General features: G+C 72.9%; 23 protein-coding genes and 1 riboswitch. Of the genes, 5 read left to right on the plus strand and 18 right to left on the minus strand.

Annotation, left to right across the window (positions count from 1 at the left end; translation table 11 throughout):
- Positions 1-33: 33 nt before the first annotated feature.
- The 6 genes from AB0398_RS15450 to AB0398_RS15475 form a co-directional block, all read right to left on the minus strand.
- The gene (locus AB0398_RS15450; RefSeq protein WP_366375297.1) at positions 34-777 is read right to left on the minus strand and encodes an endonuclease/exonuclease/phosphatase family protein; all 744 of its coding nucleotides are present in this window, start codon (positions 775-777) and stop codon (positions 34-36) included.
- Positions 778-920: 143 nt separating this feature from the next.
- Positions 921-1,862 (minus strand): ROK family glucokinase, encoded by a 942-nt coding sequence (locus AB0398_RS15455; protein WP_366375299.1) that lies wholly within the window; start codon positions 1,860-1,862, stop codon positions 921-923.
- A 66-nt stretch (positions 1,863-1,928) separates the two neighbouring features.
- Positions 1,929-2,357, minus strand: coding sequence for a DUF5304 domain-containing protein (locus tag AB0398_RS15460; RefSeq protein WP_366375301.1), 429 nt, complete (start codon positions 2,355-2,357; stop codon positions 1,929-1,931).
- A 43-nt stretch (positions 2,358-2,400) separates the two neighbouring features.
- Positions 2,401-3,525 (minus strand): ArsA-related P-loop ATPase, encoded by a 1,125-nt coding sequence (locus tag AB0398_RS15465; protein ID WP_366375303.1) that lies wholly within the window; start codon positions 3,523-3,525, stop codon positions 2,401-2,403.
- 339 nt (positions 3,526-3,864) lie between these two features.
- Positions 3,865-4,308, minus strand: coding sequence for an SRPBCC family protein (locus AB0398_RS15470; RefSeq protein ID WP_366375305.1), 444 nt, complete (start codon positions 4,306-4,308; stop codon positions 3,865-3,867).
- Positions 4,309-4,438: 130 nt separating this feature from the next.
- Positions 4,439-5,206 (minus strand): metallophosphoesterase, encoded by a 768-nt coding sequence (locus tag AB0398_RS15475; RefSeq protein ID WP_366375306.1) that lies wholly within the window; start codon positions 5,204-5,206, stop codon positions 4,439-4,441.
- Positions 5,207-5,509: 303 nt separating this feature from the next.
- Here AB0398_RS15475 and AB0398_RS15480 point away from each other — a divergent pair, with 303 nt between their 5' ends.
- The gene (locus AB0398_RS15480; RefSeq protein WP_366375308.1) at positions 5,510-7,306 is read left to right on the plus strand and encodes an AMP-dependent synthetase/ligase; all 1,797 of its coding nucleotides are present in this window, start codon (positions 5,510-5,512) and stop codon (positions 7,304-7,306) included.
- A gap of 64 nt (positions 7,307-7,370) precedes the next feature.
- Here the strand turns inward: AB0398_RS15480 and AB0398_RS15485 are convergent, their stop codons facing one another.
- Complete coding sequence (locus tag AB0398_RS15485) at positions 7,371-8,513, minus strand: glycosyltransferase family 4 protein (protein WP_366375309.1); 1,143 nt, start codon at positions 8,511-8,513, stop codon at positions 7,371-7,373.
- A gap of 84 nt (positions 8,514-8,597) precedes the next feature.
- Here AB0398_RS15485 and AB0398_RS15490 point away from each other — a divergent pair, with 84 nt between their 5' ends.
- Positions 8,598-9,890: a glycosyltransferase family 87 protein gene (locus AB0398_RS15490; RefSeq protein ID WP_366375311.1), complete on the plus strand. Its 1,293-nt coding sequence runs from the start codon at positions 8,598-8,600 to the stop codon at positions 9,888-9,890.
- A gap of 15 nt (positions 9,891-9,905) precedes the next feature.
- Here AB0398_RS15490 and AB0398_RS15495 read toward each other — a convergent pair whose 3' ends face one another.
- The 5 genes from AB0398_RS15495 to AB0398_RS15515 all read right to left on the minus strand — a co-directional run bounded on the left by AB0398_RS15495 (position 9,906) and on the right by AB0398_RS15515 (position 15,465).
- Entirely contained in the window at positions 9,906-11,132 is a 1,227-nt protein-coding gene (locus tag AB0398_RS15495; protein WP_366375313.1) for a hypothetical protein, read from the minus strand.
- 144 nt (positions 11,133-11,276) lie between these two features.
- Positions 11,277-12,326, minus strand: coding sequence for an NlpC/P60 family protein (locus AB0398_RS15500; RefSeq protein WP_366375315.1), 1,050 nt, complete (start codon positions 12,324-12,326; stop codon positions 11,277-11,279).
- Positions 12,327-12,520: 194 nt separating this feature from the next.
- Positions 12,521-13,570: an NlpC/P60 family protein gene (locus AB0398_RS15505; RefSeq protein ID WP_366375317.1), complete on the minus strand. Its 1,050-nt coding sequence runs from the start codon at positions 13,568-13,570 to the stop codon at positions 12,521-12,523.
- A 254-nt stretch (positions 13,571-13,824) separates the two neighbouring features.
- Entirely contained in the window at positions 13,825-15,189 is a 1,365-nt protein-coding gene (locus AB0398_RS15510) for an NYN domain-containing protein (protein WP_366375318.1), read from the minus strand.
- 33 nt (positions 15,190-15,222) lie between these two features.
- Positions 15,223-15,465, minus strand: a complete 243-nt coding sequence (locus AB0398_RS15515; protein WP_015033005.1) for a hypothetical protein — start codon at positions 15,463-15,465, stop codon at positions 15,223-15,225.
- Between the two features lie 159 nt (positions 15,466-15,624).
- On the opposite strand from AB0398_RS15515, the gene AB0398_RS15520 reads away from it, so the two are divergent.
- Together AB0398_RS15520 and AB0398_RS15525 are read left to right on the plus strand one after the other, a co-directional pair.
- Entirely contained in the window at positions 15,625-16,359 is a 735-nt protein-coding gene (locus AB0398_RS15520) for a rhomboid family intramembrane serine protease (protein WP_366375320.1), read from the plus strand.
- The gene (locus AB0398_RS15525) at positions 16,356-16,637 is read left to right on the plus strand and encodes an Lrp/AsnC ligand binding domain-containing protein (protein WP_030205672.1); all 282 of its coding nucleotides are present in this window, start codon (positions 16,356-16,358) and stop codon (positions 16,635-16,637) included. The genes AB0398_RS15520 and AB0398_RS15525 overlap by 4 nt, the downstream gene beginning before the upstream one ends.
- A 71-nt stretch (positions 16,638-16,708) precedes the next feature.
- On the opposite strand, the gene AB0398_RS15530 is transcribed toward AB0398_RS15525, so the two are convergent.
- The 6 genes from AB0398_RS15530 to AB0398_RS15555 form a co-directional block, all read right to left on the minus strand.
- Positions 16,709-18,157 (minus strand): aminotransferase class V-fold PLP-dependent enzyme, encoded by a 1,449-nt coding sequence (locus AB0398_RS15530; RefSeq protein ID WP_366375322.1) that lies wholly within the window; start codon positions 18,155-18,157, stop codon positions 16,709-16,711.
- Positions 18,158-18,366: 209 nt separating this feature from the next.
- Positions 18,367-18,483: riboswitch (SAM riboswitch) on the minus strand.
- A gap of 86 nt (positions 18,484-18,569) precedes the next feature.
- The gene (trpD, locus tag AB0398_RS15535) at positions 18,570-19,634 is read right to left on the minus strand and encodes an anthranilate phosphoribosyltransferase (RefSeq protein WP_366375324.1); all 1,065 of its coding nucleotides are present in this window, start codon (positions 19,632-19,634) and stop codon (positions 18,570-18,572) included.
- Positions 19,635-19,768: 134 nt separating this feature from the next.
- A complete protein-coding gene (locus AB0398_RS15540; RefSeq protein ID WP_366375325.1) occupies positions 19,769-21,394 on the minus strand; it encodes a cytochrome bc complex cytochrome b subunit in 1,626 nt (541 codons plus the stop codon).
- Positions 21,391-22,443: a Rieske 2Fe-2S domain-containing protein gene (locus AB0398_RS15545; protein WP_366375327.1), complete on the minus strand. Its 1,053-nt coding sequence runs from the start codon at positions 22,441-22,443 to the stop codon at positions 21,391-21,393. Before AB0398_RS15545 ends, AB0398_RS15540 begins: the two co-directional genes overlap by 4 nt.
- Positions 22,440-23,249 (minus strand): c-type cytochrome, encoded by an 810-nt coding sequence (locus AB0398_RS15550; RefSeq protein ID WP_366375329.1) that lies wholly within the window; start codon positions 23,247-23,249, stop codon positions 22,440-22,442. The genes AB0398_RS15545 and AB0398_RS15550 overlap by 4 nt, the downstream gene beginning before the upstream one ends.
- A 74-nt stretch (positions 23,250-23,323) precedes the next feature.
- Positions 23,324-23,944 carry a heme-copper oxidase subunit III gene (locus tag AB0398_RS15555; RefSeq protein ID WP_366375330.1) on the minus strand — a complete coding sequence of 207 codons (621 nt, stop codon included), beginning with the start codon at positions 23,942-23,944 and terminating at the stop codon, positions 23,324-23,326.
- Positions 23,945-24,146: 202 nt separating this feature from the next.
- On the opposite strand from AB0398_RS15555, the gene AB0398_RS15560 reads away from it, so the two are divergent.
- Positions 24,147-24,548, plus strand: a complete 402-nt coding sequence (locus tag AB0398_RS15560; protein ID WP_366375332.1) for a hypothetical protein — start codon at positions 24,147-24,149, stop codon at positions 24,546-24,548.
- Positions 24,549-24,557 lie beyond the last annotated feature (9 nt).

Below are 24,557 nucleotides of genomic sequence, written 5' to 3' on the forward strand. Positions count from 1 at the left end.
ACAGGGGCCGGACGGGCCCCGAGGCTCCGGCTCCTACGCGGCGGGCACCCGGACCGCCGCGAGCACCGGCAGGTGGTCCGTGGCGGCCCTCAGGTCGGCGGGGTCCAGGTCCACCGGGACCCCGCAGCCGAGGAACTCGACGCCGGGGGTGGCCAGGACGGCGTCGATACGCTGGTGCGGGTCCTCGGGGATCGAGGTGTGCTCGCCGCCCCACGGGCTGACGGCCCAGCCGTCCCGCAGCTCCCCGGTCAGCCGGGTGAAGGCGGGGCCGCCGGGCCGTTCGTTGAGGTCGCCGGCGACGAGGACGTGCGGGGTGCCGAGGGCGGCGACCCGGTCGAGGACCATGCCGGCCTGGGCGTACCGCTCGTCTTCGCGCAGGCTCAGGTGGCAGCTGATCAGTCCGATCCGGGCCCCGCCGAAGCGGACGACCGCCGTCGCCAGGCCCCGGCGGTGCAGGCCGGGGGTGAGCGGGAGGAGCACGTCCTCGGTGCGTTCCACGGTGGCCCGCAGGGAGCAGAGCAGCAGCGGGCCCGCCGCGGTGGCACCGCCGCTCAGGACGACGAGCTCGCTCTTGGCGGCGAGCCGGGCGGCGTGCTTGCGCCAGCGGAAGAAGCGCGGGGCCTCCTGGACGAAGACGACGTCGGGGGCGCAGGCCCGGATGACCCGGGCGAGGGCGTCCTCGTCGTCGCGCATCGAGCGGACGTTGTAGCTCAGGACCCGGAGGACGGCCGAACCGTCCTCGTCTGTGCGGGAGTTGGGCAGTTCGGTGATCGCCATGCGGGCCAACATACGACGACCGCCCGCCGGGTCCGAGAGGACGCGGCGGGCGGTCGTCGCAAGGTGTTCATCCGCCTCCGTACGGGTGTCCCCGTACGGGTGCGGTCGCGCGGGGCCTCCGTGCGGGCGCCCCCGTGCGGAGGTCAGCCCTGGCGGGCCAGGTCCGCGGCGCCGACCAGGCCGGCCTTGTTGCCGAGCTGGGCGGCGAGGACCTGGGCGTGCGGGCGCCACTGGCCGCCGATCAGCCAGCGCCGGAACGACTTGCGGATCGGGCCGAGGACGAGCTCGCCCTCGTCCGAGACGCCGCCGCCGACGATGAACGCCGAGGGGTCGAAGAGCGAGGCCAGGTCGGCGAGGCCGGCACCGGCCCAGCGGGCCAGCTCCCGGAAGGAGTCGACGGCGACCGGGTCGCCGGCGCGGGCGGCCTGGCTGACGTGGCGGCCCTCGATGCCCTCGGGGCTGCCGTCGCCGAGGCTCAGCAGGACCTCGGCGTTCTCCGGGGTGGCGGCGGCGCGCTGCCGGGCGTACCGGACGAGGGCGCGACCGGAGGCGTACTGCTCCCAGCAGCCCTGGCTGCCGCAGCCGCAGAGCAGGCCGTCGGGGACGACCCGGATGTGGCCGAATTCGGCGGCCACACCGAAGCGGCCGCGGCGCAGCTTGTTGCCGATGATGATGCCGCCGCCGAGGCCGGTGCCGAGGGTGATGCAGATGACGTCCTCGTGGCCCTGGCCGGCGCCGAAGCGGTACTCGCCCCAGGCCGCGGCGTTGGCGTCGTTCTCGACGACGACGGGCAGGCCGACGCGCTGCTCGACCTTGTCCTTGAGCGGCTCGTGCCGCCAGTCGATGTTCGGCGCGAAGAGGACGGTGGCGCGCTTGTCGTCGACGTAGCCGGCGGCGCCGATGCCCACGGCCTCGATCGCGTGGCCCTTGCCGGCCTCGGAGACCGCCGTGCTGATCGCGTCGACGATGCCCTCGGGGGTCGGCGGGGTGGGCACCTTGTGCGTGTCGAGGATGTTGCCCTCCTCGTCGACCACGCCGGCCGCGATCTTCGTGCCGCCGATGTCGACGCCGATGGTGAGTCCCATGTGTCCCTCAGTTTTCGGTCGAGCCCCGCTAGGGCCCACCGTACCCGAGGGGGAGGCGCGTCCTGATCAATCCAGGTCGATGTGCTGGCCGGTTCCGGGCCCTTCGCCGTCCTCGCGGGGCGCCTTCGGAGGCTCTTCCGAGGGGGTCTCCCCCCGGGTCCAGCGGGCCTCGTGGCCCTCGACGGCGGAGCGGTAGGCGGCGAGGAGTTCGCTGCCGGCGGCGGCGAGGTGGTCGAAGACCTGCGGGTTGCGCTCGACGACGGGTTCGACGGCTGCCTTCGCCTGGTCGACGAACTGCTGGACGGTCCGCGCGGCCTGGCCTGCGAGCAGCGGGTTCCCGAAGCCCTCGGAGACCTTGCCCGCGACGGCGTCGAAGAGCTTGCGGAACTCCTCGGCGGCCGTTCCCGGCCCGGCCCCGCGCTCGGCCCGGCGGCGGACCCTCTCCGCCTCCAGGTCCTCGGCGCACGCCTTGGCCCAGGCGTCCGAATCGCTCATGGCGCACTCCTCAGTCGGCTGGTACTTCGACGGTACACGGGCGTCAGGGGGTGCGGGGCCAGAGTCCGGGGTCGGGGGTGAAGCGGACGCGGAGGTCGCCGTCGACGAGGCCCGCGCCGGTGACGGTGCAGCGGCGCAGGGCGCCGGGGAGGGGGAGGTTGCGGCGGAACGGTCCGGCGGCCAGGAGCAGCTCGTCGCCGCGCCGGACGAGGGAGAGCTCCTCCTTGGCGGCGCCGGGCAGAGGGACGTGCCAGACGAGGACGCCGTCCTCCTCCCGCCGGTCCTCGACGGTCCACGCGGGCGCGGGCACGGCGTCGGTCCGGGCGGGGGCGAGGAGGGCGAGGTCGTCGGCGCCGCGCGGGGCGCGGCCGAGGTGCGGGAGCTCGTGGAGCACTCCGCCGGCGGTACGGAGTTCCGCGAGGTGCCGGTGCTGCTCGGCGGTCAGGCCGGCGAGCCAGGGGTCCTCGGAGCCCGCGGGCAGCAGCCGGTTGGCGACGACGGAGTCGAGGGAGAGGCGGTGGAGGGCGAGGCCGAGGCGGGCGGTGCGCAGGGCGCGGACGGCGGCGGGTCCCGGTTCGAGGACGAGCCGGACGGTGGTGCCGGGGGCCTCGACGACGGCCTGGACGGCGGCGAGTTCGGCCTCCCAGCGGGCGGTGGTCTCGTACAGCCACTGCGCGGGCATGGGGACCCCGGCGAGCTGGGCGAGCATCGGGCGCAGGGCGCGGGCGGCCTGCCGCTCCTGGGGCAGGAGCCGGCCCAGATAGCGGCGGAGCTGCTCGGGCAGGGCGAGGAGGGCGAGGGCCTCGGGGAGCGGCGGCAGGTCGACGACGGCGAGCTCGTGGTCGCCCGCGGCGGCCTCGCGCAGGGCCCGCAGCAGGGCGAAGGGGCGGCTGCCGGGCAGTTCGGTCAGCTCGGCGTCCTCGAAGGGCGCGGCGCCGAGCAGGTCGAGGGCGACGCCGGAGCGGGCCTGGAGGGCGAGGAACTCGCGGCGGAAGTCGGCGGCGGGCTCGGGCCGCAGCACCCGCAGGTTCCCGTCGTCCGGCAGCCGCCCGGCGTCCTCGGAGACGAGCAGCGTCCGCCGCCCGGCCCGCGCCTCGGCGAGGGCGGTCGCGGCGGCGACGGTGGTGCGCCCGGCGCCGCCGAGTCCGGTGACAAGGATGATCCGCATGCGGAGGACGCTACCCGCCTCCGGCGGCGGGGGTCCGGGGGGCCGAGGCGGGGGCCTGGCGGCCGTCCGTGACCGGGGGCTGGCGCCTCCCCGGGACGGGGCCTCGCCGACCGACCGTGACCGGGGCCGGCGCCTGTCCACCGGACGGGGCCCGGCCGACCGGGGCCGGCTCCCGCCCCGGAGCGGAACGGCTCGGCCCGGCCCGGCCGCCGGGCGGGGACGAGGGTCCGGCGGTGGGGGCGGCGCGCCCGCCGCAGGACCCGCCCCGGGCGGCGGAGGTACCCGCCACGGAGCCGTCGGGCCGGGCCCGGAGCCGTACCCCGGCCCGCCGCGCGGCGTCTACGCGCCGGATTCCACGCGCTTCTTCAGGCCCGCCAGAGCGCGGTCGATGATGACCTTCTCGGCCTTGCGCTTGATCATGCCGAGCATGGGGATCTTGACGTCGACGGTGAGCTGGTAGGTGACCTCGGTGCGCTTGCCGCCGTCGAGCGGGGTCAGGCGGTAGGAGCCGTCGAGGGAGCGGAGCATCTGGGACTTGACCAGGGTCCAGCTGACCTCGTCGGCGCCGGTCCAGGTGTACGCCAGGGTGTGGTCGTCCTTGATGGCGCCCGCGTCGAGGAGCAGCCGGACCTTCGCCGCGCGGCCGGCGGCGTCCTTCTCCAGGACCTCGGCCTCCTTCACCTCGCCCGTCCACTCGGGGTAGCGGGCGAAGTCGGCGATCACGCCCATGACGTCGGCCGGCGCCGCCTCGACGGTGATGCTCGAGCTGGTGTGTTCGGCCATCGCGGTGGCTCCTCCACTGTGCGGTCCGGCGGAAGTCAAGGGGGCACGGGCGTGCCGACGGCAGGCTATCGCGCCCCGGGCCCGGCCCCGCCACGGGAAGGCCGCAGGGGGGGCGGGAACGGCCGGGAGATCACCACTCCAGGGCGAAGGGCCTGCCCGTCGAGGCGAAGTGCCCCACGTTGACGCACTCGGTCGCGCCGACCCGCATCCGCCGGGCCAGCGGCTGGTGGACGTGGCCGAAGAGGGAGTAGCGCGGCCGGGTGCGCCGGATCGCGTCGAGCAGGGCCCGGCTGCCGCGCTCGAAGCGGCGGGCCACCGTGTCGTACGTCAGCTCCGGCACCTCGGGCGGGATGTGGGAGCAGAGGACGTCGACCTCGCCGAGCGCCTCGACCTTCGCCGCGTACTCCTCGTCGGAGATCTCGTACGGCGTGCGCATCGGGGTGCGCAGGCCGCCGCCGACGAAGCCGACGACGAGGCCGCCGAGCTCGATCCGCTCCCCGTCGAGGACGGTCGTCCCCGGCCGGGCGAATTCGGGCCAGAACCGGGGGATGTCCACGTTCCCGTAGGTGGCGTACGTGGGGGTGGGGAAGGCGGCGAAGAGTTCGGCGTACTGGCGGCGCACGGCGGCCTCGATGGCGGTGGTGCGGTCGATGTCGAGCTCGGCCCAGAGGCGGCGGCCCAGGTCACGGGCCTCGTCGAAGCGGCGGGCGGTGCGCAGCTCGACGAGCCGGTCGGCGTTCTCGACGCCGAAGAGGTCGGGGAAGATGCCCCGGGCGTGGTCGGCGTAGTCGAGGAAGAGGACCAGGTCCCCGAGGCATATCAGGGCGTCGGCGCCCTCCCCCGCACGGGCGAGGTCGCCGGCGTTGCCGTGCACGTCACTGACCACATGGACTCGCATGGAGCCACCTTAGGGGGCGCCCCGACGGCCGGTCCGGGAAACCGGCCGCGGACCGCCTCCCGGCCGCCCTACCTGCGGTTACTTCCGAGTCGGGAAACAGGTGGACTACTGTTCACGGAGCACCGTCATGCGTGTGTGACGCACGGAACATCTGGCCGGAACCCCCTATCGGGAACCACGTACTGATGGGTAACGTCCGGGCAGTCCAGTCGTGCTCACCCCCACTGAGCACCTGACCGAATATGGACTGACCGGTGCATCACACAGAGCCGTGGCGCCGGCGCCCGATGAGGAGCAGCAGTCTTGCGCGAGTTCAGCCTTCCGGCCCTGTACGAGGTCCCCACGGACGGCAACCTGACGGATCTCATCCGCCGCAACGCCTCCCAGCACCCAGACGTCGCCGTCATGGGACGCAAGGTCGACGGAGTCTGGACGGACGTCACCGCCACCGAGTTCCTCGCCGAGGTCCGCGGGGCCGCCAAGGGTCTGATCGCCGCCGGGGTGGAGCCGGGCGACCGGATCGCGCTGCTCTCCCGCACGCGCTACGAGTGGGTGCTCCTCGACTTCGCGATCTGGAGCGCGGGCGGCGTGACCGTGCCGGTGTACGAGACCAGCTCGCCGGAGCAGATCCAGTGGATCCTGGGCGACTCGGGCGCGACCGCCGTCCTGGTGGAGAGCGCGGCGCACGAGGAGTCGGTGGCCTCGGTCCGGGCGGACCTGCCGGAGCTGAAGAACGTGTGGCGGATCGAGGACGACGCCGTCGCCCGCCTCACCGCCGACGGGGCCGGAGTCTCCGACGAGCTGCTCGACGCGCGCATGTCGGCGGCGAACGCGGACGACCCGGCGACGATCGTCTACACCTCGGGCACCACAGGCCGCCCCAAGGGCTGCGTCCTGACCCACCGGGCCTTCTTCGCCGAGTGCGGCAACGTGGTGGAGCGGCTGAAGCCCCTCTTCCGCACGGGCGAGTGCTCGGTCCTGCTCTTCCTGCCCGCCGCGCACGTCTTCGGGCGGCTCGTCGAGGTGGCGTCCGTGATGGCGCCGATCCGGCTGGGCTGCGTCCCGGACATCAAGAACCTCACGGACGAGCTGGCCTCGTTCCGGCCGACGCTGATCCTGGGCGTGCCCCGGGTCTTCGAGAAGGTCTACAACTCGGCGCGGGCGAAGGCCCAGGCCGACGGCAAGGGCAAGATCTTCGACAAGGCCGCGCAGACGGCCATCGCGTACAGCCGGGCGCTCGGCACCCCGCAGGGCCCGTCCTTCGGCCTGAAGCTGAAGCACAAGGTCTTCGACAAGCTGGTCTTCAGCAAGCTGCGGGCGGTGCTCGGCGGGCGCGGCGAGCACGCCATCTCGGGCGGCGCGCCGCTGGGCGAGCGGCTCGGCCACTTCTTCCGGGGCATCGGCTTCACCGTCCTGGAGGGCTACGGCCTGACGGAGTCGTGCGCGGCGACCGCGTTCAACCCGTGGGACCGGCAGAAGATCGGCACGGTCGGCCAGCCGCTGCCGGGCTCGGTGGTGCGGATCGCCGACGACGGCGAGGTGCTGCTGCACGGCGAGCACATCTTCTCGGGGTACTGGAACAACGAGGCGGCGACGGCCGAGGCCCTCGCGGACGGCTGGTTCCACACGGGCGACATCGGCACGCTCGACGAGGACGGCTACCTGGCGATCACCGGCCGGAAGAAGGAGATCCTGGTGACGGCGGGCGGCAAGAACGTCGCCCCGGCGGTCATCGAGGACCGGATCCGGGCGCACGCGCTGGTCGCGGAGTGCATGGTGGTCGGCGACGGGCGCCCGTTCGTGGGCGCGCTCGTCACCCTGGACGAGGAGTTCCTCGGCCGCTGGGCGTCCGAGCACGGCAAGCCGGCCGGTGCGACGGCGGCGGCGCTGCGCGACGACCCGGAGCTCCTGGCGGAGGTCCAGCGGGCGATCGACGACGGCAACGCGGCGGTCTCCAAGGCGGAGTCGGTCCGCAAGTTCCGTGTGCTGCCCGCCCAGTTCACGGAGGAGGCGGGGCACATCACCCCGTCCCTGAAGCTGAAGCGGAACGTGGTGGCGAAGGACTTCGCGGACGAGATCGAGGCGATCTACCAGGGCTGAGCCCGGACGTGCGGAGGGGCCCGGGGCGCTGTCGCCCCGGGCCCCTCCGCGTGTTCCGTCCCGCTCAGAGCAGCTCACGCAGCCGTTCCGCGAGGAGGTCCCAGCGCCACTTCTCCTCCACCCAGGCCCGGCCCCGTTCGCCCATGCGGGCGCGGAGTTCGGGGTCGAGGAGGAGGGTGGTGACGCGGTCGGCGGTCTCCTCCGGGGAGTCGCCGCGCACGACCCAGCCCGTCTCGCCGTCGAGGACGGCGTCGGGGGCGCCGCCGGAGTCGCCGGCGACGACCGGCAGGCCGGTGGCGGAGGCCTCCAGGTAGACGATGCCGAGGCCCTCGACGTCGAGGCCGCCGCGCCGGGTGCGACAGGGCATGGCGAAGACGTCGCCGGCCCCGTAGTGGGCGGGCAGTTCGGCCCAGGGGACGGCGCCGGTGAAGCGTACGGATCCGGCCACGCCCGTCTCGTCGACGAGACGGCGCAGGTCCTTCTCGTACGGGCCGCCGCCGACGATCAGGAGGACGGCGTCGGGGACCCGGCGCAGGATGCCCGGCAGGGCCCTGATCAGGGTGTCCTGGCCCTTGCGCGGGACGAGCCGGGAGACGCAGACGACGACGGGCCGGTCGCTGAGCCCGAGGCGGGCGCGGACCTCGTCGCCGCCGGAGCCGGGGTGGAAGGTCTTCTCGTCGACGCCGGGCGGGAGCTGGACCATCCGGCCGGCGGCGGCGGGCGTGAGGGCCGAGGCGATCCGGGAGCGGGTGTACTCGCCGAGGTAGGTGATCGTGTCGGTGCCCTCGCCGATGCGGCGCAGCAGCTGCCGGGCGGCGGGCAGTTGGGCCCAGCCCGCCTCGTGGCCGTGGGTGGTGGCGACCAGGCGCCGGGCGCCGGCCCGGCGCAGGGCGGGGGCCATCAGGCCGAGCGGGGCCGCGGCGCCGAACCACACGGACTCGCAGCCGTGTTCGCGCAGCAGCGCGGTGGCGCGGGCGGTGACCCGGGGGGTGGGCAGCAGCATGGTGGTGCGGTCCCGGACGACGGTGAAGGGCTGTTCGGCGTCGAACGCCGCCGTCGCCTCGGCGCCTTCACGGCCGCGCTTCCAGGTGGAGGCGTAGACCACGACCTGCTGGGGGTCCAGGCGCAGGGCCATGTTGTGCAGGAAGGCCTGGATTCCCCCGGGACGCGGCGGGAAGTCGTTGGTTACGATCAGGGTCTTGTGCATCGTGGCCGACAGTACGCGATCGCATCCACCGCCCGGCACCACCACTCCCCCGCGCGAGCGGGCCGACCCGACGAGGACGAGTCAGTGACGACGGGCACCGTGGGGAAGGGATCGCGCGCGGGTCTGTGGCTTCCCGTCGGCCTCTGGGGGCTCACCCGGGTCCTCCTCCTGCTGTGCGTGTTCGACGTCGTGGAGGTCCCGGGACCGGACATCGCGTACGACGTCGAGAACATCTACCGGGGCTGGTACGAGGTGCTGCGGGACGGCACGTACCCGCTGGACGACATCACCTGGCAGTACCCGCCGGCGGCGGCGCTCGTGATGCTCGCCCCTGGTCTGCTGCCGTTCCTCGGCTACGCGTCCGCCTTCTTCGTCCTCGCCCTGCTCTGCGACGCGCTGGTCTTCGGGCTGCTCCTGTACACGGGCCGCCGGGCGGGCCGGACGTCCCGGGGCGCCTGGATCTGGCTGGCGGGCGTCGCGCTGCTCGGCCCGACCGCGTACGCCCGGTACGACGTGATGGTGACCGCCGTCGCGGTGGCGGGGCTCCTCGCGGCCGGCCGCGACCCCCGGGTGCTCGGCGCGCTCGCCGGTCTCGGGGCGGTCCTGAAGGTGTGGCCGGCGCTGGTGCTCGCGGGCACCCCGAAGGGACGGGCGACGTTCCGCTCCTGGTCGGCGGCGGCGGGCGCGGCGGCCGGGGTGCTGCTGCTCTGCGTGCTGTGGAAGCCGGGGGCGCTGTCCTTCCTGTCCTTCCAGCGGGACCGGGGCACCGAGGTGGAGTCCCTGGGCGCGACGGTCTTCCACGTCCTGCGGCACTTCGGCTGGGAGGGCGAGGTGCGGATGAACTACGGCTCGATGGAGTTCCTCGGCCCGTACGTGTCCGCGGTGTCGACGGCCGCGATGGCGGTCACGGTCGCCGTCTTCGGCTGGCTGCTGCTCTGGCGGATCAGGGCGCGCCGGTTCGTCTCGTCGACGGTGGCGGACGCGGCCTTCGTGGCGGTGCTGCTCTTCACGCTGACGAGCCGGGTGCTCTCCCCGCAGTACATGCTGTGGCTGATCGGTCTGGCGGCGGTGTGCCTGGCCTTCCGGTCGAGCCGGATGGAGCGGCCCGCGCACCTGGTGGTCTGGGCGACGGCGGTGACGCAGTTCGAGTTCCCGGTGTGGTTCTGGCACGTGACGCGGAGCGACGCGCTGGGCATGGCGGTGCTGTTCACGCGGAACGGGCTGCTGGTCGCCGCCGCCGTCCTGGCCTGCCGGATCCTGTGGCGGCAGACGGTCACGGAGCCGCGCCTCGCCGCGGCCGTCCCCGCGCAGGCCTCGCGTACGGAGCGCGAGGGGGCCCTGTCCGGCTCGGGGCGCCGAGGCGGGCCCCGGCCCTGATCCGCCGGACAGCCCCTACCCGAGCTTCTCCGCCACGTACGCCCGCCAGGCCTCGGTGAACTCCTCCGGGGTGGTGTCCAGGACGTCGTGGAGCGCGTTCTCCACCGCGCCCTCCCGGCCCGGGTGCGCGCCCACCGCCCGGTAGAACGCGGTCAGCTCCTTCTCGCCCCAGCGCTCCGCGATCAGCCCGCAGGCCAGCCAGCCGCCCTCGTAGGCCCGTGCCAGGGTCCCCGCGTCCCCGCCGAAGGAGAAGTCGGCGTCCTCCGGGAGCCGGACGGGCGGTTCGCCGCCCCGGACCGCGCGGCGCAGCTCGGGGGCGGCCTCCGCGGGCGTGCGGTCGGCGTCCCGGTAGGCGACCCAGTCCGCGAAGCCCTCGGAGAGCCAGACCGGGGTCGAGGGGGTGGTGTGGGCGCGGGTGGCGACGTGGACGGTCTCGTGGGTGAGGACGAGCTGGCGGCCGAAGTCGCCGAGGACCCCGTACGCGTCGGGGTTGACGATCACCCGGTCGGCGGGCCCGTCCGGTCCGCCCCTGGTCTCGCCCGTGGTGACGGCCGCTATCCCCCGGTAGGAGTCCCCCGGCTCCCCCAGGAGCTCCCCCATGGCGTCCAGGGAGCCGGGGACGAGGACGACCACCCGGCGGGCCCAGTCCTCGGGCCAGGCGCCGGTGACGGCGGGGACGGCCCGGTCGGCCGCCGCCGCGATCTCCCGGAGCCGCGCCCGGTCCGGGCCGGTGCCGAGGACCAGCGAGCGGGCGCCGTGGACGGCCGCGACGTCCCCCTGCTCCCAGAGCTGCCGGGGCGCGCCCTCCGCGGGCCGCTCACCGGTCACGTACCAGCGTCCGCCGCGCTCGGTGAGGTCCAGGACGCGGGTGGTGGTGACGGGCCGCCGGTCCTGGCCCTTGAGCCGGTGGCCGAGCTCGGCGCGGGCGGTGACCCGGTCGGGGGCGGTCCGGTCGACGCCGGTGACCCGGTACGACCAGCCGTCGAGCGGCACCGCCGCGAGCCGTCGGTAGAGGGTGAGGGCGGCCGGCGCGTAGGCGGGGTCGAGGGCGGCCCGGTAGCCGGGCTCGTCGCGGGCGAGGAGGGCCCTGGCGTGCTCGTCGAGGAGCGCCTGGATCTCCCGGGAGGCGGTGCGGGCGGCGGGCCCGGTCTCCGCGCAGCCGACGAGGCCCGTCAGGGCGAGCAGCAGGGCCAGCAGGCAGAAGACCGCCGGCCGTCGCGCTCCGTACCCCTGACCCGCCACGCCTCCGATCGTACGATCCGAACGGGGGACGCGGCTCCCGGGGCGGCCGGGACCCGGGCGGGCCGGGCTCCCGGAGCGTGCGTGGCCTGGGCGGACCGGGCTCCCGGACCGTACGGACCGGGCCCCCGGCCCCCGCCCTCCGGCTCAGACCCGGGTCACCGTCACGTGCGACATCATGTTCACCGGGTCGTAGCGGACCCGGGCGCCCGGGTAGGGGGCGTGGATGACCTGCCCGTTCCCGACGTAGATCGCCACGTGGCTGGCGTCGCTCCGGTAGGTGACCAGGTCCCCGGGCCGCGCCTGCGAGAGCGGCACCTGCCGGCCCGCGTGCCGCTGGGCGGCGGAGGTGCGCGGCAGGCCGATCCCGGCCTGGCGGTAGGACCAGACCATCAGCCCCGAGCAGTCGAAGGCGGAGGGCCCGGTCGCGCCCCACACGTACGGCCTGCCGACCGCGCCGCGGGCGGCGGCCACCGCCGCGGCGACCCGCGAGGAGACCGGTCCGGAGTCGGCGGCCGTCACCTCCCCGGCCTCCCCCGCGATGCCGGCGGCGCCGGTACGGGCGTCCTCGCGGCCGCCGGTGCGCGAGGCGCGGTCGAAGTCGGCGCGCTCCTCGGCGGTGAGGGAGGCGAGCAGCCGGCGGGCCTCGGCGAGCTTCCGCTCGACGGTGCGCTTGTGGCGGGCGACCTCGGTCCGGCTGCGCTCCAGTTCGGCCAGGGCCGAGCGGGCCTCGCTCCGCTTCTGGCCCAACCGGCGCTGCTCCCGCAGGAGTTCACCGAGGGCGGCGCTCTGGTGGGCGGTGAGCCGGTCGAGGGCGGAGGCGCGTTCGAGGTAGCTGTCGGGGTCGGAGGAGAGCAGCAGGGCGAGCGAGGGGTCGATGCCGCCGGAGCGGTACTGGGCGCCGGCGACCGAACCGAGGACGCCCCGCATGCGGTTGACGCGCTCCTGGCCGCGGGCCAGGCCGTCCCGGGCCCGGGCGACCGTGCGGCGCAGCGCGTCCGCCTTCTCGTCGGCCTCGTTGTAGCCCTCGGTGGCCCGCTCGGCCTCCTCGAAGAGGCGGTCGACCCTGGTCCGGGCGGCCTCGGCACCGGCCCCGGGGTCGGCGTTCGCGGGGACGGCCCCGAGGGACGCCGCCGCGGTGGCCGCGGCGGCGACGGTGAGGACGGTGACCCGGGCGGGTCGGCGGTGGGACGCCACGGATCGCGCTCCGTTCGGCTCGACGCAGACTGGCGCGGCAGACAGTAGCCGCTGATCACTCTCCGTCCAACGAAGGCGCCGGGCACACAAAGTGACGCCCCGCCGGAGACCACAGGTCACCGGCGGGGCGTCGCGTCAGGGTGCGTCGCGGCGAACCACCCGTTCGGGCGGCATGCCGCGGCGGGTCGCGGGGGTCAGCCGCCGATGCGGACGCCGAACTGGAACGTGCCCATGTAGTCCATGGACTCGTAGCGGACGTTGGTGCCCGGCTTGGGGGCGTGCAGGATCGTGTTGTTGCCCGCGTAGAGGCCCACGTGCGACAGGCTGTTGAAGAACACCAGGTCGCCCGGCCGGAGCTGGCTGCGGCCGATCTTCGTGCCGTCGTTCTGCTGGGTGTAGGTGACGCGGCTGAGCCGGGCGCCGGCCTTCCCGTAGGCCCACTGGGTCAGGCCGGAGCAGTCGTACGCGTTGGGGCCCTCTTCGCCGGAGACGTACGGCTTGCCGATCTGGGTGGCGGCGGCGCTGAGCGCGGCGGCGCCGAGGCCGCTCGCGGGGACCTCGTTGCCCAGGTCGACCCGCTCACCGGCGGCGCGGCTGGCGCGCTGCTCCTTCGCGCGCTCCTCCTGCTCGATCTTGGCCTTCTCGGCGGCCGTGAGGGTGTTGAGGAGCTTCTGGGCCTCGGCCAGCTTGCCCTGGTACTTCTGCTTCTTCTCGCCGAGGGACTTGCGGACGCCTTCGAGGTCGGCGAGCTTCGCGGTGGCCTCGGCGCGCTGCTGGGCGAGGGTGCGCTGCTTGGCCTGGATCCGGGTGAGGACATCGGCCTGCTGGGCGCTCAGCTGGTCGATCGCGGACGCCTTGTCGAGGTAGGTGTCCGGGTCGCCGGAGAGGAAGAGCTGGAGCGCCGGGTCGATGCCGCCGGAGCGGTACTGGGCGCTGGCGACCGAACCGATCTGGTCGCGCAGGGTGTTGAGCTCCTGCTGACCGCGGGCCACCTTGTCCTGGAGCTCGCCGATCTCCTTCTGCAGCTTGCCCCGGCGCTCGTCGGCCTGGTTGAACTGCTCCGTGGCCTCCTCGGCCTCGTGGTGCAGTTCGTCGACCTTCGTCTTGACCTCGTCGATCTTGGGCTTGGCGGGGGCCGCCTGGGCGCCGGACTGGGCGGTGAGGGCGACGGCCGCGGCCGCGGTCACGGTGAGCACGGTCACACGGGCGCGGCTCGGCTGCTTGGGTCGACGGTGGGACGCCACGAAGGCGGTCTCCTTCTTCCTCGAGCCGCCCGGCCGGTCAGGGCAGGCGGTTCCTCCGCCGTCACCCCGGATGGGTGATCGACCGCGCGAAGGTTCGAGGCCTGACCCTAGTGACCGAGTTGTGATCATTCAAATCCCACCGGAGAAAATCTCGCTCACGCACCACATTATTTACATACATCGCACGGGCTGTGATGGGCATTTGACGGTCCGCCGTCCAGAATCCGGGCATAAGGCCCAGGAGTTACGAGTGGTTACGAGAGCCGCGAAAGCCGCTTCAGCAACAAGGCGGACGTGACCGGACGCGCCCCCGCCTTCGCGACCCCGTCGGCCACCTCGCGGTCCGTGGAGACCACCACGACCGGCCGCCCCGGCGGCTCGGCCCGCACCAGCTGCCGGATCAACTCGTCGGCCGTGACGCCGGGCTTGGAGAACAGCACCCGCACCCCGCGCGGCGGCGCGAGCAGCACCGGGGCCGCCAGCTCCGCCCCGTCGAAGACACAGGTGACCTCGGCGCCCGAACGGGCCGCGAGGGCCGACAGGCTGCCGAGCAGCCGCAGCCGCTGCTTCTCCAGGGGCATCGTCGGATAGCCGGTCTTGGTGACGTTGTAGCCGTCGACGACCAGATGCGTCTGCGGCAGCGACAGGAGCTGGTCGAGCAGCGCCGGGTCGGTCTCGGAGAGCGCCCGGGTCGCGATGTCCTTCGGGGACATCCGCCCCGGCTCCACCGCGTCCACGGTGTCCGCCGGATGTGTCGAGACGGGCGGCAGCGCGAGTTCGCGGCGCAGCCCCTGGGCCGCGTCGAGGACCGTGTCGAGCAGCAGCCGCAGCCGCATGTCCTCCACCGAGCGCCCCTCGCGGGCGGTCCTGCGGCTGGCCTCCAGGGCCGCCTCGACCTCACCGAGCCGGGCCTTGAGCCGCCGGCCCTCGCTCTCGGCGGCCGACACCTGGGCCGCCGACTCAGCCCGTACGGCCTCGATCTCGCCCCGCGCCTTGCGCAGCGCGGCCTCGCCCCGCTTCACGTCGCTCTGCGCGCTGCGCAGCTTGCGGTGGAGCGACTCGGTCTCCTTGCGGGCCGCGTCGAGGTCGTGCCGCAGCTGCTCGGTCTCGCCCCGGGAGCGGTCCCGGGCGGCGGCGAGCTCCTCGCGCAGCCGCTCCACCTCGCGCCGGCCGGCCTCGTCGGCCCGCTCGGCGTCGACCCGCAGGGCCTCCTCGCCCGCGGCGGCGACCAGCTTGACCCAGCCGGGCGGGCGCAGCACGTAGGCGGCCGCCGCCACGTCGACGGGGTCGGCGGCCGCGGGCGGGGTGCCGCCCTCCACGGCTCCGGCCAGCTCGGGCTGGCCCTGCTTGAACCGCTCGCCGATCCGCTGCCGGAAGAGCGGATCGCCCTCCAGGGCGGCCGCCATCGCGTTGCCGGCGAACTTGGCCCGCCGGCTCGGGGTGAAACGGGCGTACTGCCGCAGGGGCGCGGGCAGCTCCGCGACGGTCAGCCCGCCGAAGGCGTCGGCGACCAGCGCGACGACCCGCCGCCGTACGCCTTCCGGCAGTGGGTGGTCGAGCGTCTCGGCAGCGTCACCTGCCGCGCCGGCCGGCTCTCCACCGTGCGCGGGCTGCTCCACGATCCGTCACCCCTATGTCGTCCGCGCCGTCCCTCAGGAGGCGGCGCCCGGCCTGTCCACCAGCTCGATCTGGTCCACCGCGTTGCACCAGCGGCAGCGGACCGACTCGATGGTCTCACTGACCACCTGCCGCTCCTCGACCGTCGGCTCTCCGGCGAGGTCCAGATGGACGTACTCGACGACCTTGGACGAGCGGGTCACGTCGAAGCGGGTGAGGTTGCCGCAGAGCGTGCAGCGCCAGCGGGTCTCGGCGGTCGGCAGGGGAACCGTCGTCATCGAGCCGTCCTTCTTCCTGTTGCGTGGTACTCAGGTGCGGGAGCCGCGGTGCGCCGTCGAACTGCGGTCGTACTGCCCGCAACCCTACGGCCTCACGGCCCGGCGGGGGCACGGCGAGGCGCTCTGTCCAGTTCGCCACCGGTACGCCATGATCTGTCCATGATCGATTGGCGAAACGCGGCGACCGGCGCCTGGCGGGGCGCCCGCGGCGGCCCCTCGGTGACGTACGCGCTCATCGCCGCCTGCTGCCTCCTCTTCCTCTTCGGCCCGGTCTCCGGGCTGAACCCGGTGTACGGCACGGGGGACGCGCTCCTGGCGGCCCAGGGCTCGTACTTCCGCCGCTGGGGGGTCGTCCCCGCCGAGCTGATGGGCGGTGAGCCGCGCGCCCTGCTCACCCCGTTCACCGCGCTCTTCGTCCACGGGAGCTGGCTCCACCTCCTGGGGAACATGCTCTTCCTGTACGTCTTCGGCGCGATGGCCGAGGAGCGGATGGGGCGGATCGGCTTCGCCCTCTTCTACCTGGGCACCGGCTACCTTGCCCTCGCCGGGTACGCGGCGGCGCACGCCCACAGCGAGCAGACCCTCGTCGGGGCGTCGGGGGCGATCTCCGGGGTGCTCGGGGCCTTCCTCTTCCTCTTCCCGCGCTCCCGGGTCACCAGCCTCTTCCCCTTCCTCTTCTTCCTGCCGCTGCGCTTCCCCGCCTGGATCGTGCTCGTCTTCTGGTTCACGCTCCAGTGGATGGCCGCGCGGGCGGCGGGCGCGGGGCCCGGCGTCGCCTATCTGGCCCACGTGGTGGGCTTCGCCCTCGGCTTCCTCTACGCCTGGGTGCGCTACCGGGGTGGGGATAGAGTGAAGGCCCCAGCCGCGGCGACCGAGGGAGAAAGCCAGCCGTGATCACCGCGATCGTGCTCATCAAGACCAGCGTGGACCGCATCCCCGAGATCGCCGAGTCGATCGCGGCGCTCGACAGCGTCAGCGAGGTCTTCTCGGTGACCGGTACGTACGACCTGATCGCCATGGTCCGGGTGCCGCGCCACGACGACCTCGCGGACGTGATCCCCGGCAGCATCAGCAAGATCCCGGGCGTCGAGGCCACGGACACGCACGTCGCGTTCCGCACGTACTCGCAGCACGACCTGGAGGCGGCCTTCGCCATCGGTCTGGAGTCCTGAGGCTCCGCGCGCACGGAAACGGTGAAGGGGCCTCCCGGTCGGGAGGCCCCTTCACCCGTACGAGTGAGTGATCAGCCGCGGTCGGGGACGCAGCGGCCGTCCTCGGTGCGGTACTTCCACCGGGCGCCGTCCCGGACGAGCTCCTTCACGGCGCCGACGAACCGCTCCACGTGCTCGTCGGGCGTGCCGGCGCCGAAGCTCACCCGGATGGCGTTGAGGGACCGCTCGCCCGGCGCGGCCTCGGGGGCACCGCACTCGCCCGGGTCCTGCGGGTCGCCGCCGAGCAGGGTGCGGACCAGCGGGTGGGCGCAGAAGAGGCCGTCGCGGACGCCGATGCCGTACTCGGCGGAGAGCGCGGCGGCGAAGTGGGAGCTGTTCCAGCCCTCCACGACGAAGGAGATGACGCCGACGCGGGGGGCGTCGTCGCCGAAGAGCGAGAGCACCCGGACCTCGGGGACCTCGGCCAGGCCCGCGCGGACCGTGGCGATCAGGTGGTTCTCGCGGGCGACGAGGGCGTCGAAGCCGGCCTCGGTGAGGGCCTTGCAGGCCGAGGCGATCGAGTAGACCCCGATGACGTTCGGGGAACCGGCCTCGTGCCGGGCCGCGGTGGTGTGCCACTCCACGTCCACACCACCGTCGGCCCGACGCGCCACCTTGCGGGAGGCGCCGCCGCCCGCGAGGTAGGGCTGGGAATCCTGGAGCCAGTCGGCGCGGCCCGCGAGGACGCCGGAGCCGAAGGGCGCGTACAGCTTGTGTCCGGAGAAGGCGACCCAGTCCACGTCGAGTTCGGCCACGGAGACCGGGTGGTGGGGCGCGAGCTGGGCGGCGTCGAGCACGATCCGGGCGCCGTGGGCGTGCGCGGCGGCGGCCAGCTCCTTGACCGGCCACAGCTCGCCGGTGACGTTGGAGGCGCCGGTGACGCAGACCAGGGCGGGGCCGTAGGGGTCGCGGTCCGCGAGGGCGCGCTCCAGGATCTCGACGGCCCGGGCCGGGGTCCGGGGCGCGTCGAGGTAGGTGACCCGGGCGTCCCGCCACGGCAGCAGCGAGGCGTGGTGCTCCGTCTCGAAGACGAAGACCTCGCAGCCGGCCGGGACCGCGGCGGCGAGCAGGTTGAGCGAGTCGGTGGTGGAGCGGGTGAAGACGACCTGGTCGCCGGGGCGGCAGCCGAGGAACTCGGCGACGGTGGCGCGGCTGTTCTCGAAGAGGTCGGTGGAGAGCTGGGAGAGGTACCCGGCGCCGCGGTGGACGCTGCCGTAGTACGGGGCGTACGCGGCGACGTCGTCCCACACCCGCTGGAGGGCCGGGGCGCTGGCCGCGTAGTCGAGCGCCGCGTAGGTCACCTCGCCGCCGGTGACGAGCGGGACGGTCACGTCCCGGCCGAGGACGGGCAGCGGGGCGGCGCAGCAGGGGTCGGCGGACTCGGTGGCGGCGGACTCGACGGTCTCGACGACGGTGACGGCGGCGGGCTCGACGGCGGTGGCGGCAGCGACGGTGGCGACGGCGTCAGGGCGTGCGGACATGGCGGTATCTCCCGGCGGGCGGTGCGGAATGGCTTCGGTGGATCCCGTGCGCGGCCGGACACGGCGGGGCACGGGTGAGGCCTCGGAAGACATGGGGGTACGCGGAAGGGACCCTGATCCGAGGGTGAAGAAGGGGCGGAGTCGCCCTATCGCATTCGCTTGCTCACGGAAAAAGCTCCTCGACAGACCAGGACCCCTGGTGTTCGAGGGGTCCGCGCTTGCCGTAGACCTCGCTGCCTACGGCCTGGTCATCACCCGGGGCACCCCGCCACGGACGGAGGGTTGCCGGACAGCAAGCCGGGGCCAAAACGCTGTCACTCGTGACCTGAGGAGAATCTTGCCACAGGAGCGCCGATGCGCAAGACCCCGGTCCGCATGCTGGACCGGGGTCTCGTGGCGAACGGCCCGAGGGCTACGCGTTGCTGACGGCGATCCAGCGCTCCAGGGCCCGGCGGGCGGCGCCGGAGTCGATCGCCTCGGCGGCCTTCGCGATGCCGGCGCGGATCTGCTCCACCAGGGTGCCGTCCCCCGGTTCGAGGGCCGTGAGCGCCGCCGCCGAGTTGAGCAGCACCGCGTCCCGCACCGGACCGGTCTCCCCCGCGAGCAGCCGGCGGGCCACGTCGGCGTTGTACGAGGCGTCCGCGCCGCGCAGCGCCTCCACGGGCACCAGGTCGATGCCGGCGTCCCGGGGGTCGAAGGCCTCCTCGCGCACCGAGCCGCCCCGGACCACCCAGACCCGCGAGGTGGCCGTGGTGGTCAGCTCGTCGAGCCCGTCGTCGCCGCGGAAGACCAGGGCGGAGGAGCCGCGCTCGGCGAGCACCCCGGCCATGATCGGGGCCATCCGGGCGTCGGCGACGCCGGTCGCCTGGGCCCGGACGCGGGCCGGGTTGGTGAGCGGACCGAGGAAGTTGAAGGTGGTCCGGATGCCGAGCTCCTTGCGGGCGGCGGCGACGTGCCGCAGCGCCGGGTGGAACTTCACCGCGAAGCAGAAGGTGATGCCCGCCTCCCCGGCGACCTCGGCGACCCGGCGCGGGGTCAGCTCCAGGTTGACGCCGAGCTTCTCCAGGACGTCGGAGGCGCCGGAGGCGGAGGAGGCCGCCCGGTTGCCGTGCTTGACGACCTTGGCGCCGGTGCCGGCGACCACGATCGCGGACATGGTGGAGATGTTGACGGTCTTGGCGCCGTCGCCGCCGGTGCCGACGATGTCGACGGAGGGGCCGGGGACCTCGATCGTGTGGGCGTGCTCGTACATCGTCCGGACGAGTCCGGAGATCTCCTCGACGGTCTCGCCCTTGGCGCGCAGGGCGACCGCGAAGCCGGCGATCTGCGCGTCGGTGGCCTCGCCGCGCAGGATGCGGTCCATGGCCCAGGCGGTGTCCTCGGCGCTCTGGTCGCGGCCGGTCAGCAGACCGTCCAGGACGACGGGCCAGGAGCGGCCCGCCGTGGTAGGTCCTCCAGCGGGGGTCGCGGCGCTCATGGCGGCTCCTGATCGTCATCGCTTGTGGATACGGCCCCACCCTATCGACCCCCGGGGACGGCAAAGAGCCCCGTCCATCGAATGGACGGGGCTCTCGCCGTGGCGACTTACGGGGAAGTCGGGGATCGAGGCGATCAGTGGTGGCCGTGGCCGCTCTGGATCTCCTTGTACTCCTCGACGGTGGGCTTGGCGATCTGGCTGTCCTCGCCGTAGTAGCCCTTGTTGAGCTTGACCCGCAGCTTCTCCAGGCGGCCGGTCTTCCGCTCGACGCCGTTCTCGTCGACGGCCGGCGGCAGCTCGGCGGGCGCGTACTGCTCGTGCGCCGTGAGGCGGTGCAGCTCGCCCTGGCTGAGCGGCTCGTGGACCTCGACGAACTCACCGTGCGGCAGGCGCTTGATGATGCCCGACTCGCGGCCGTGCAGCACCTTCTCCTTGTCGCGGCGCTGGAGGCCGAGGCAGATCCGCTTGGTGACGATGAACGCGATGACCGGGCCGAGGAAGAAGAAGATCCGCACGAACCAGGTGATCGAGTTGATCGACAGGTGGAAGTGGGTCGCCCAGAGGTCGTTTCCACCACCCACGAGCATGACCATGTACGCGGTGATCCAGGCGACGCCGAAGGCGGTGCGCGTCGGAGCGTTGCGCGGGCGCTGCGCGATGTGGTGCTCGCGCTTGTCGCCGGTGATCCAGGACTCGATGAACGGGTAGACCCCGATCGCGGCGAGCACCGCCGGGAAGAGCACCAGCGGGATCATCACGCCCAGGACGAGCGTGTGGCCCCAGAGGTTGATCTCCCAGCCGGGCATGACGCGGATCAGACCCTCGGCGAAGCCCATGTACCAGTCGGGCTGGGCGCCGGTGGACACCTGGTCCGGGCGGTACGGGCCGAGCGCCCAGATCGGGTTGATCGAGGCGATCGCCGAGATGACCGCGATGACGCCGAAGACCAGGAAGAAGAAGCCTCCGGCCTTCGCCATGTACACGGGCAGCAGCGGCATGCCGACGACGTTGTTGTTCGTACGGCCGGGGCCCTCGAAGTGCGTGTGCTTGTGGACGATCACCAGGATGAGGTGGGCGACCACCAGGCCCAGCATGATGCCGGGCAGCAGCAGCACGTGCGCCGAGTAGAACCGGGCGACGAAGTCGCCGCCGGGGAACTCCCCGCCGAACAGGAACATCGAGAGGTACGTGCCGACGATCGGCACGGACAGGATCGCGCCCTGCATGAAGCGGACACCGGTGCCGGAGAGCAGGTCGTCCGGGAGCGAGTAACCGGTGAAGCCGGTGAACATGCCCAGGAAGAACAGCAGGAAGCCGAACAGCCAGTTGATCTCACGCGGCTTGCGGAACGCGCCGGTGAAGAAGACGCGCATCATGTGCACGAACATGCCGGCGAGGAAGACCAGCGCCGCCCAGTGGTGGATCTGCCGGACGAGCAGACCGCCGCGCACCTCGAACGAGATGTGCATGGTCGAGTTGAACGCCTCGGACATCAGCTGTCCCTGGAGCGGGACGTACGGGCCCGCGTACTCCACCTCGTTCATCGACGGGTGGAAGAACATCGTCAGGTAGACGCCCGTCAGGATGATGATGAGGAAGCTGTAGAGGCAGATCTCGCCCAGCATGAAGGACCAGTGGTCCGGGAAGATCTTCCGCATGTTGGCCTTGGCCAGCGTGTAGATCCCCAGGCGGCCGTCGGCCCAGTCGGCGACCCGCTCACCGGCGGGCGCCTTCTTGGTCGTATCCGTCACGGTGCTCATCCGCGCTCCCAGAAGGCAGGACCGACGGGCTCGTCGAAGTCGCCGAGCGCCTCCAGGAAGCCCTTGTCGTTCACGCCGATCCGCAGCTGCGGAAGGGGGTGACCGGCCGGGCCGAAGATGACGCGGGCGCCGTCGGAGAGGTCGAAGGTGGACTGGTGGCACGGGCAGAGGACGTGGTGCGTCTGCTGCTCGTACAGGGAGATCGGGCAGCCCACGTGGGTGCAGATCTTCGAGAACGCGACGATGCCCTCGTGCGACCACTCGAGCTCGCGCTTGTCCTTGATGTCGTCCGGCTGGATCCGGACGATCATCAGGGCGGCCTTGGCGATCTCGGTCTGGAAGTGGTGGTCGTGCTCCGAGAGGCCCTCGGGCATCGCGAAGGTCAGCGAACCGACCGCGACGTCCTCGGGACGCAGCGGCTCGTGGGTGTTCATGTTGATGAGCTGCTTGCCCTTGGCCCACAGGGTGGTCCGGAGCTTCTTCTCGGGCAGCGGGCCCATGTCGCGCAGCAGGACGATGCCGGAGAGCGGTACGAGCGACAGCGCGCCGAACATCGTGTTGCGGATGAGCTTGCGGCGGCCCATGCCGGACTCGGCGGCACCGGCCGCGAAGTCCGCCATGACCTGCGCCTTGACCTCGGGCGACGCCGCGATCGGGTGACGCTCGTCGGCGACCTCGACGTCGGACATCAGGGTGCGGGCCCAGTGGACCGCGCCCGCGCCGATGAAGAAGAGGGCGAGACCGAGGGTCCAGCCGAGCGCGAAGTTGAGCGCGGACACCCGGCCGAAGGGCCAGATGTACACGATCTTGTCGACCGGGAAGATCACGTACGAGGCGATGAAGCCGACGGTGGCCAGCATCGACAGCGTGAACATGAAGGCGACCGCGCGCTCGGACCGACGGGCGGCCCGCTCGTCGATGTCCTGGATGCGGGGCTTGTGGGGCGGGAGGCCCGGGTCGGCGAACGGGTCGTCGGCGACCTTCACCGCGCCGTGCGCGGTGTCCTGCCCTGCCGGCAGGTTCTCTTCTGAAATCTCTTGGCTACTCATGACTTCTTGGCCTTAGCGGTGTGGGCCGCGACCCAGACGGCGACTGCGATCAGCGTACCCAGGCCGAAGATCCAGCCGAAGAGACCTTCCGAGACGGGGCCGAGGCCACCGAGCGAGAGACCGCCCGGGCTGTCGGCCTTCTCGCCGTTGACGGCCTGGACGTACGCGATGATGTCCTTCTTCTGCTGCTCCGGCATGGTCGTGTCCGGGAAGGAGGGCATGTTCTGCGGGCCGGTCTGCATGGCCTCGTAGAGGTGCTTCGGGCTCACGCCTTCGAGGCTCGGGGCGTACTTGCCGTGCGTCAGCGCGCCGCCCTCACCGGTGAAGTTGTGGCACTGGGCACAGTTGGTGCGGAACAGCTCGCCGCCCTTGGCGGCGTCGGCGCCCGCGGGGTCGTACTGCTTCCCGGTCGGCGTGATCGGACCGGCGCCGAGGGAGGCGATGTACGCCGCGAGCTGGTCGATCTCGGCCTGCGAGTAGATGACCTTCTTCTTCGGGACCTGGGCGCCCGGCTGCTGGGCCGGCATGCGGCCCGTGCCGACCTGGAAGTCCACGGAGGCCGAACCGACGCCTACGAGGGAGGGGCCGTCAGTGGTGCCCTGACCGCCGGTTCCGTGGCAGCTGGCGCAGCCGACGGAGTAGAGCTTCTTGCCCTCCTCGATGGCGAGGGACTGGGCGGTTTCATCGGCCTTCGCCGTGCCCGCGGGCGCGAACGCGGCGTACAGCCCCCCCGTGGCCGCCAGCGCGAGAAGTAGGACGACGACCGCCGCCAGCGGATGGCGTCGTCGTGCGGAGAGCTTTTTCACGGATTACCCCGGTGTCAGGATCTTCTGCGTCGATGCTTGCTGGATGTCTCGGTCCGCCGTGTCGGCGGGACCGATTACTTGATCATGTAGATCGTGGCGAAGAGGCCGATCCAGACGACATCGACGAAGTGCCAGTAGTAGGACACGACGATGGCGGCGGTTGCCTGCTCGTGAGTGAACCTCTTGGCGGCGTACGTCCGGCCCAGGACCAGCAGGAAGGCGATGAGTCCGCCCGTCACGTGCAGGCCGTGGAAGCCGGTGGTCAGGTAGAACACGGAGCCGTACGGGTCCGACGAGAGGGAGAGCCCCTCGTGCTTCACCAGCTCGGTGTACTCGAAGACCTGGCCGCCGATGAAGATCGAACCCATCACGAACGTGATGATGAACCACGTCCTGAGCTTCTTCACGTCGCCCCGCTCGGCGGCGAAGACGCCGAGCTGGCAGGTGAGGGAGGAGAGCACCAGGATCGTGGTGTTGGTCGCCGAGAACGGGAAGTTCAAGGCGTCTGCCTTTTCCGTCCAGAAGTCGGCTCCCGTCACCGATCGCAGGGTGAAGTACATCGCGAAGAGGGCCGCGAAGAACATCAGCTCGGAGCTCAACCAGATGATGGTTCCGACGCTGGTGAGGTTCGGTCGATTGACCGACGGGTGTGCGTGCCCTGTTTCTACTGTCGTTACTGTCGCCACGACCGACATTATGTCGGTCGCTTATCCCGCCCTCACTCCGGGGGGTGCCGTTCGGAGTGTCAGGGGGGTGTGTCCAGCCCGAACGGCCCAGTGCGGGGCCTCCGGGACGCCCTTCGAACAGGTGTTGAACGGGTGTTGACGGGCAGTGGACCGGAGTAGCATCCGGCGCGTCGGACGACGACCTTCCCACGGACTTCCCCACGGAGGAACGATGCAGTCGAGTGCCACGGTCCTGGTCTACAGCGACGACGCGAACACGCGCGCGCAGGTGCGGCTCGCGGCCGGGCGCAGGCCCGCGGCCGACGTTCCCCCGGTCGAGTTCGTGGAGTGCGCCACACTGCCGGCGGTCCTGAAGCGCCTGGACGAGGGCGGGATCGACGTCTGCGTCCTGGACGGCGAGGCCGCGCCGGCGGGCGGCATGGGGGTCTGCCGGCAGATCAAGGACGAGGTCTTCCGCTGCCCGCCGGTGCTGCTGCTCATCGGGCGCCCGCAGGACGCCTGGCTGGCCACCTGGAGCCGGGCGGACGCCGCGGTCACCCTTCCGGTGGAACCGGTCGAGTTCGCGGCGTCCCTGGCGTCCCTGCTGCGCTCCCGCCTCTCGCTCGACGCCTGAGCCGGTCGG

This window comes from Streptomyces sp. NPDC086147, from assembly GCF_040702165.1.
GTDB lineage: Bacteria > Actinomycetota > Actinomycetes > Streptomycetales > Streptomycetaceae > Streptomyces.

Excerpts from the sequence above, each read along its gene's own strand:
- AB0398_RS15450 (WP_366375297.1), bottom strand. The coding sequence starts at position 777 with ATGGCGATCACCGAACTGCCCAACTCCCGCACAGACGAGGACGGTTCG.
- AB0398_RS15455 (WP_366375299.1), bottom strand. The coding sequence starts at position 1,862 with ATGGGACTCACCATCGGCGTCGACATCGGCGGCACGAAGATCGCGGCC.
- AB0398_RS15460 (WP_366375301.1), bottom strand. The coding sequence starts at position 2,357 with ATGAGCGATTCGGACGCCTGGGCCAAGGCGTGCGCCGAGGACCTGGAG.
- AB0398_RS15465 (WP_366375303.1), bottom strand. The coding sequence starts at position 3,525 with ATGCGGATCATCCTTGTCACCGGACTCGGCGGCGCCGGGCGCACCACC.
- AB0398_RS15470 (WP_366375305.1), bottom strand. The coding sequence starts at position 4,308 with ATGGCCGAACACACCAGCTCGAGCATCACCGTCGAGGCGGCGCCGGCC.
- AB0398_RS15475 (WP_366375306.1), bottom strand. The coding sequence starts at position 5,206 with ATGCGAGTCCATGTGGTCAGTGACGTGCACGGCAACGCCGGCGACCTC.
- AB0398_RS15485 (WP_366375309.1), bottom strand. The coding sequence starts at position 8,513 with ATGCACAAGACCCTGATCGTAACCAACGACTTCCCGCCGCGTCCCGGG.
- AB0398_RS15515 (WP_015033005.1), bottom strand. The coding sequence starts at position 15,465 with ATGACGACGGTTCCCCTGCCGACCGCCGAGACCCGCTGGCGCTGCACG.
- AB0398_RS15520 (WP_366375320.1), top strand. The coding sequence starts at position 15,625 with ATGATCGATTGGCGAAACGCGGCGACCGGCGCCTGGCGGGGCGCCCGC.
- AB0398_RS15530 (WP_366375322.1), bottom strand. The coding sequence starts at position 18,157 with ATGTCCGCACGCCCTGACGCCGTCGCCACCGTCGCTGCCGCCACCGCC.
- trpD (WP_366375324.1), bottom strand. The coding sequence starts at position 19,634 with ATGAGCGCCGCGACCCCCGCTGGAGGACCTACCACGGCGGGCCGCTCC.
- AB0398_RS15540 (WP_366375325.1), bottom strand. The coding sequence starts at position 21,394 with ATGAGCACCGTGACGGATACGACCAAGAAGGCGCCCGCCGGTGAGCGG.
- AB0398_RS15545 (WP_366375327.1), bottom strand. The coding sequence starts at position 22,443 with ATGAGTAGCCAAGAGATTTCAGAAGAGAACCTGCCGGCAGGGCAGGAC.
- AB0398_RS15555 (WP_366375330.1), bottom strand. The coding sequence starts at position 23,944 with ATGTCGGTCGTGGCGACAGTAACGACAGTAGAAACAGGGCACGCACAC.
- AB0398_RS15560 (WP_366375332.1), top strand. The coding sequence starts at position 24,147 with ATGCAGTCGAGTGCCACGGTCCTGGTCTACAGCGACGACGCGAACACG.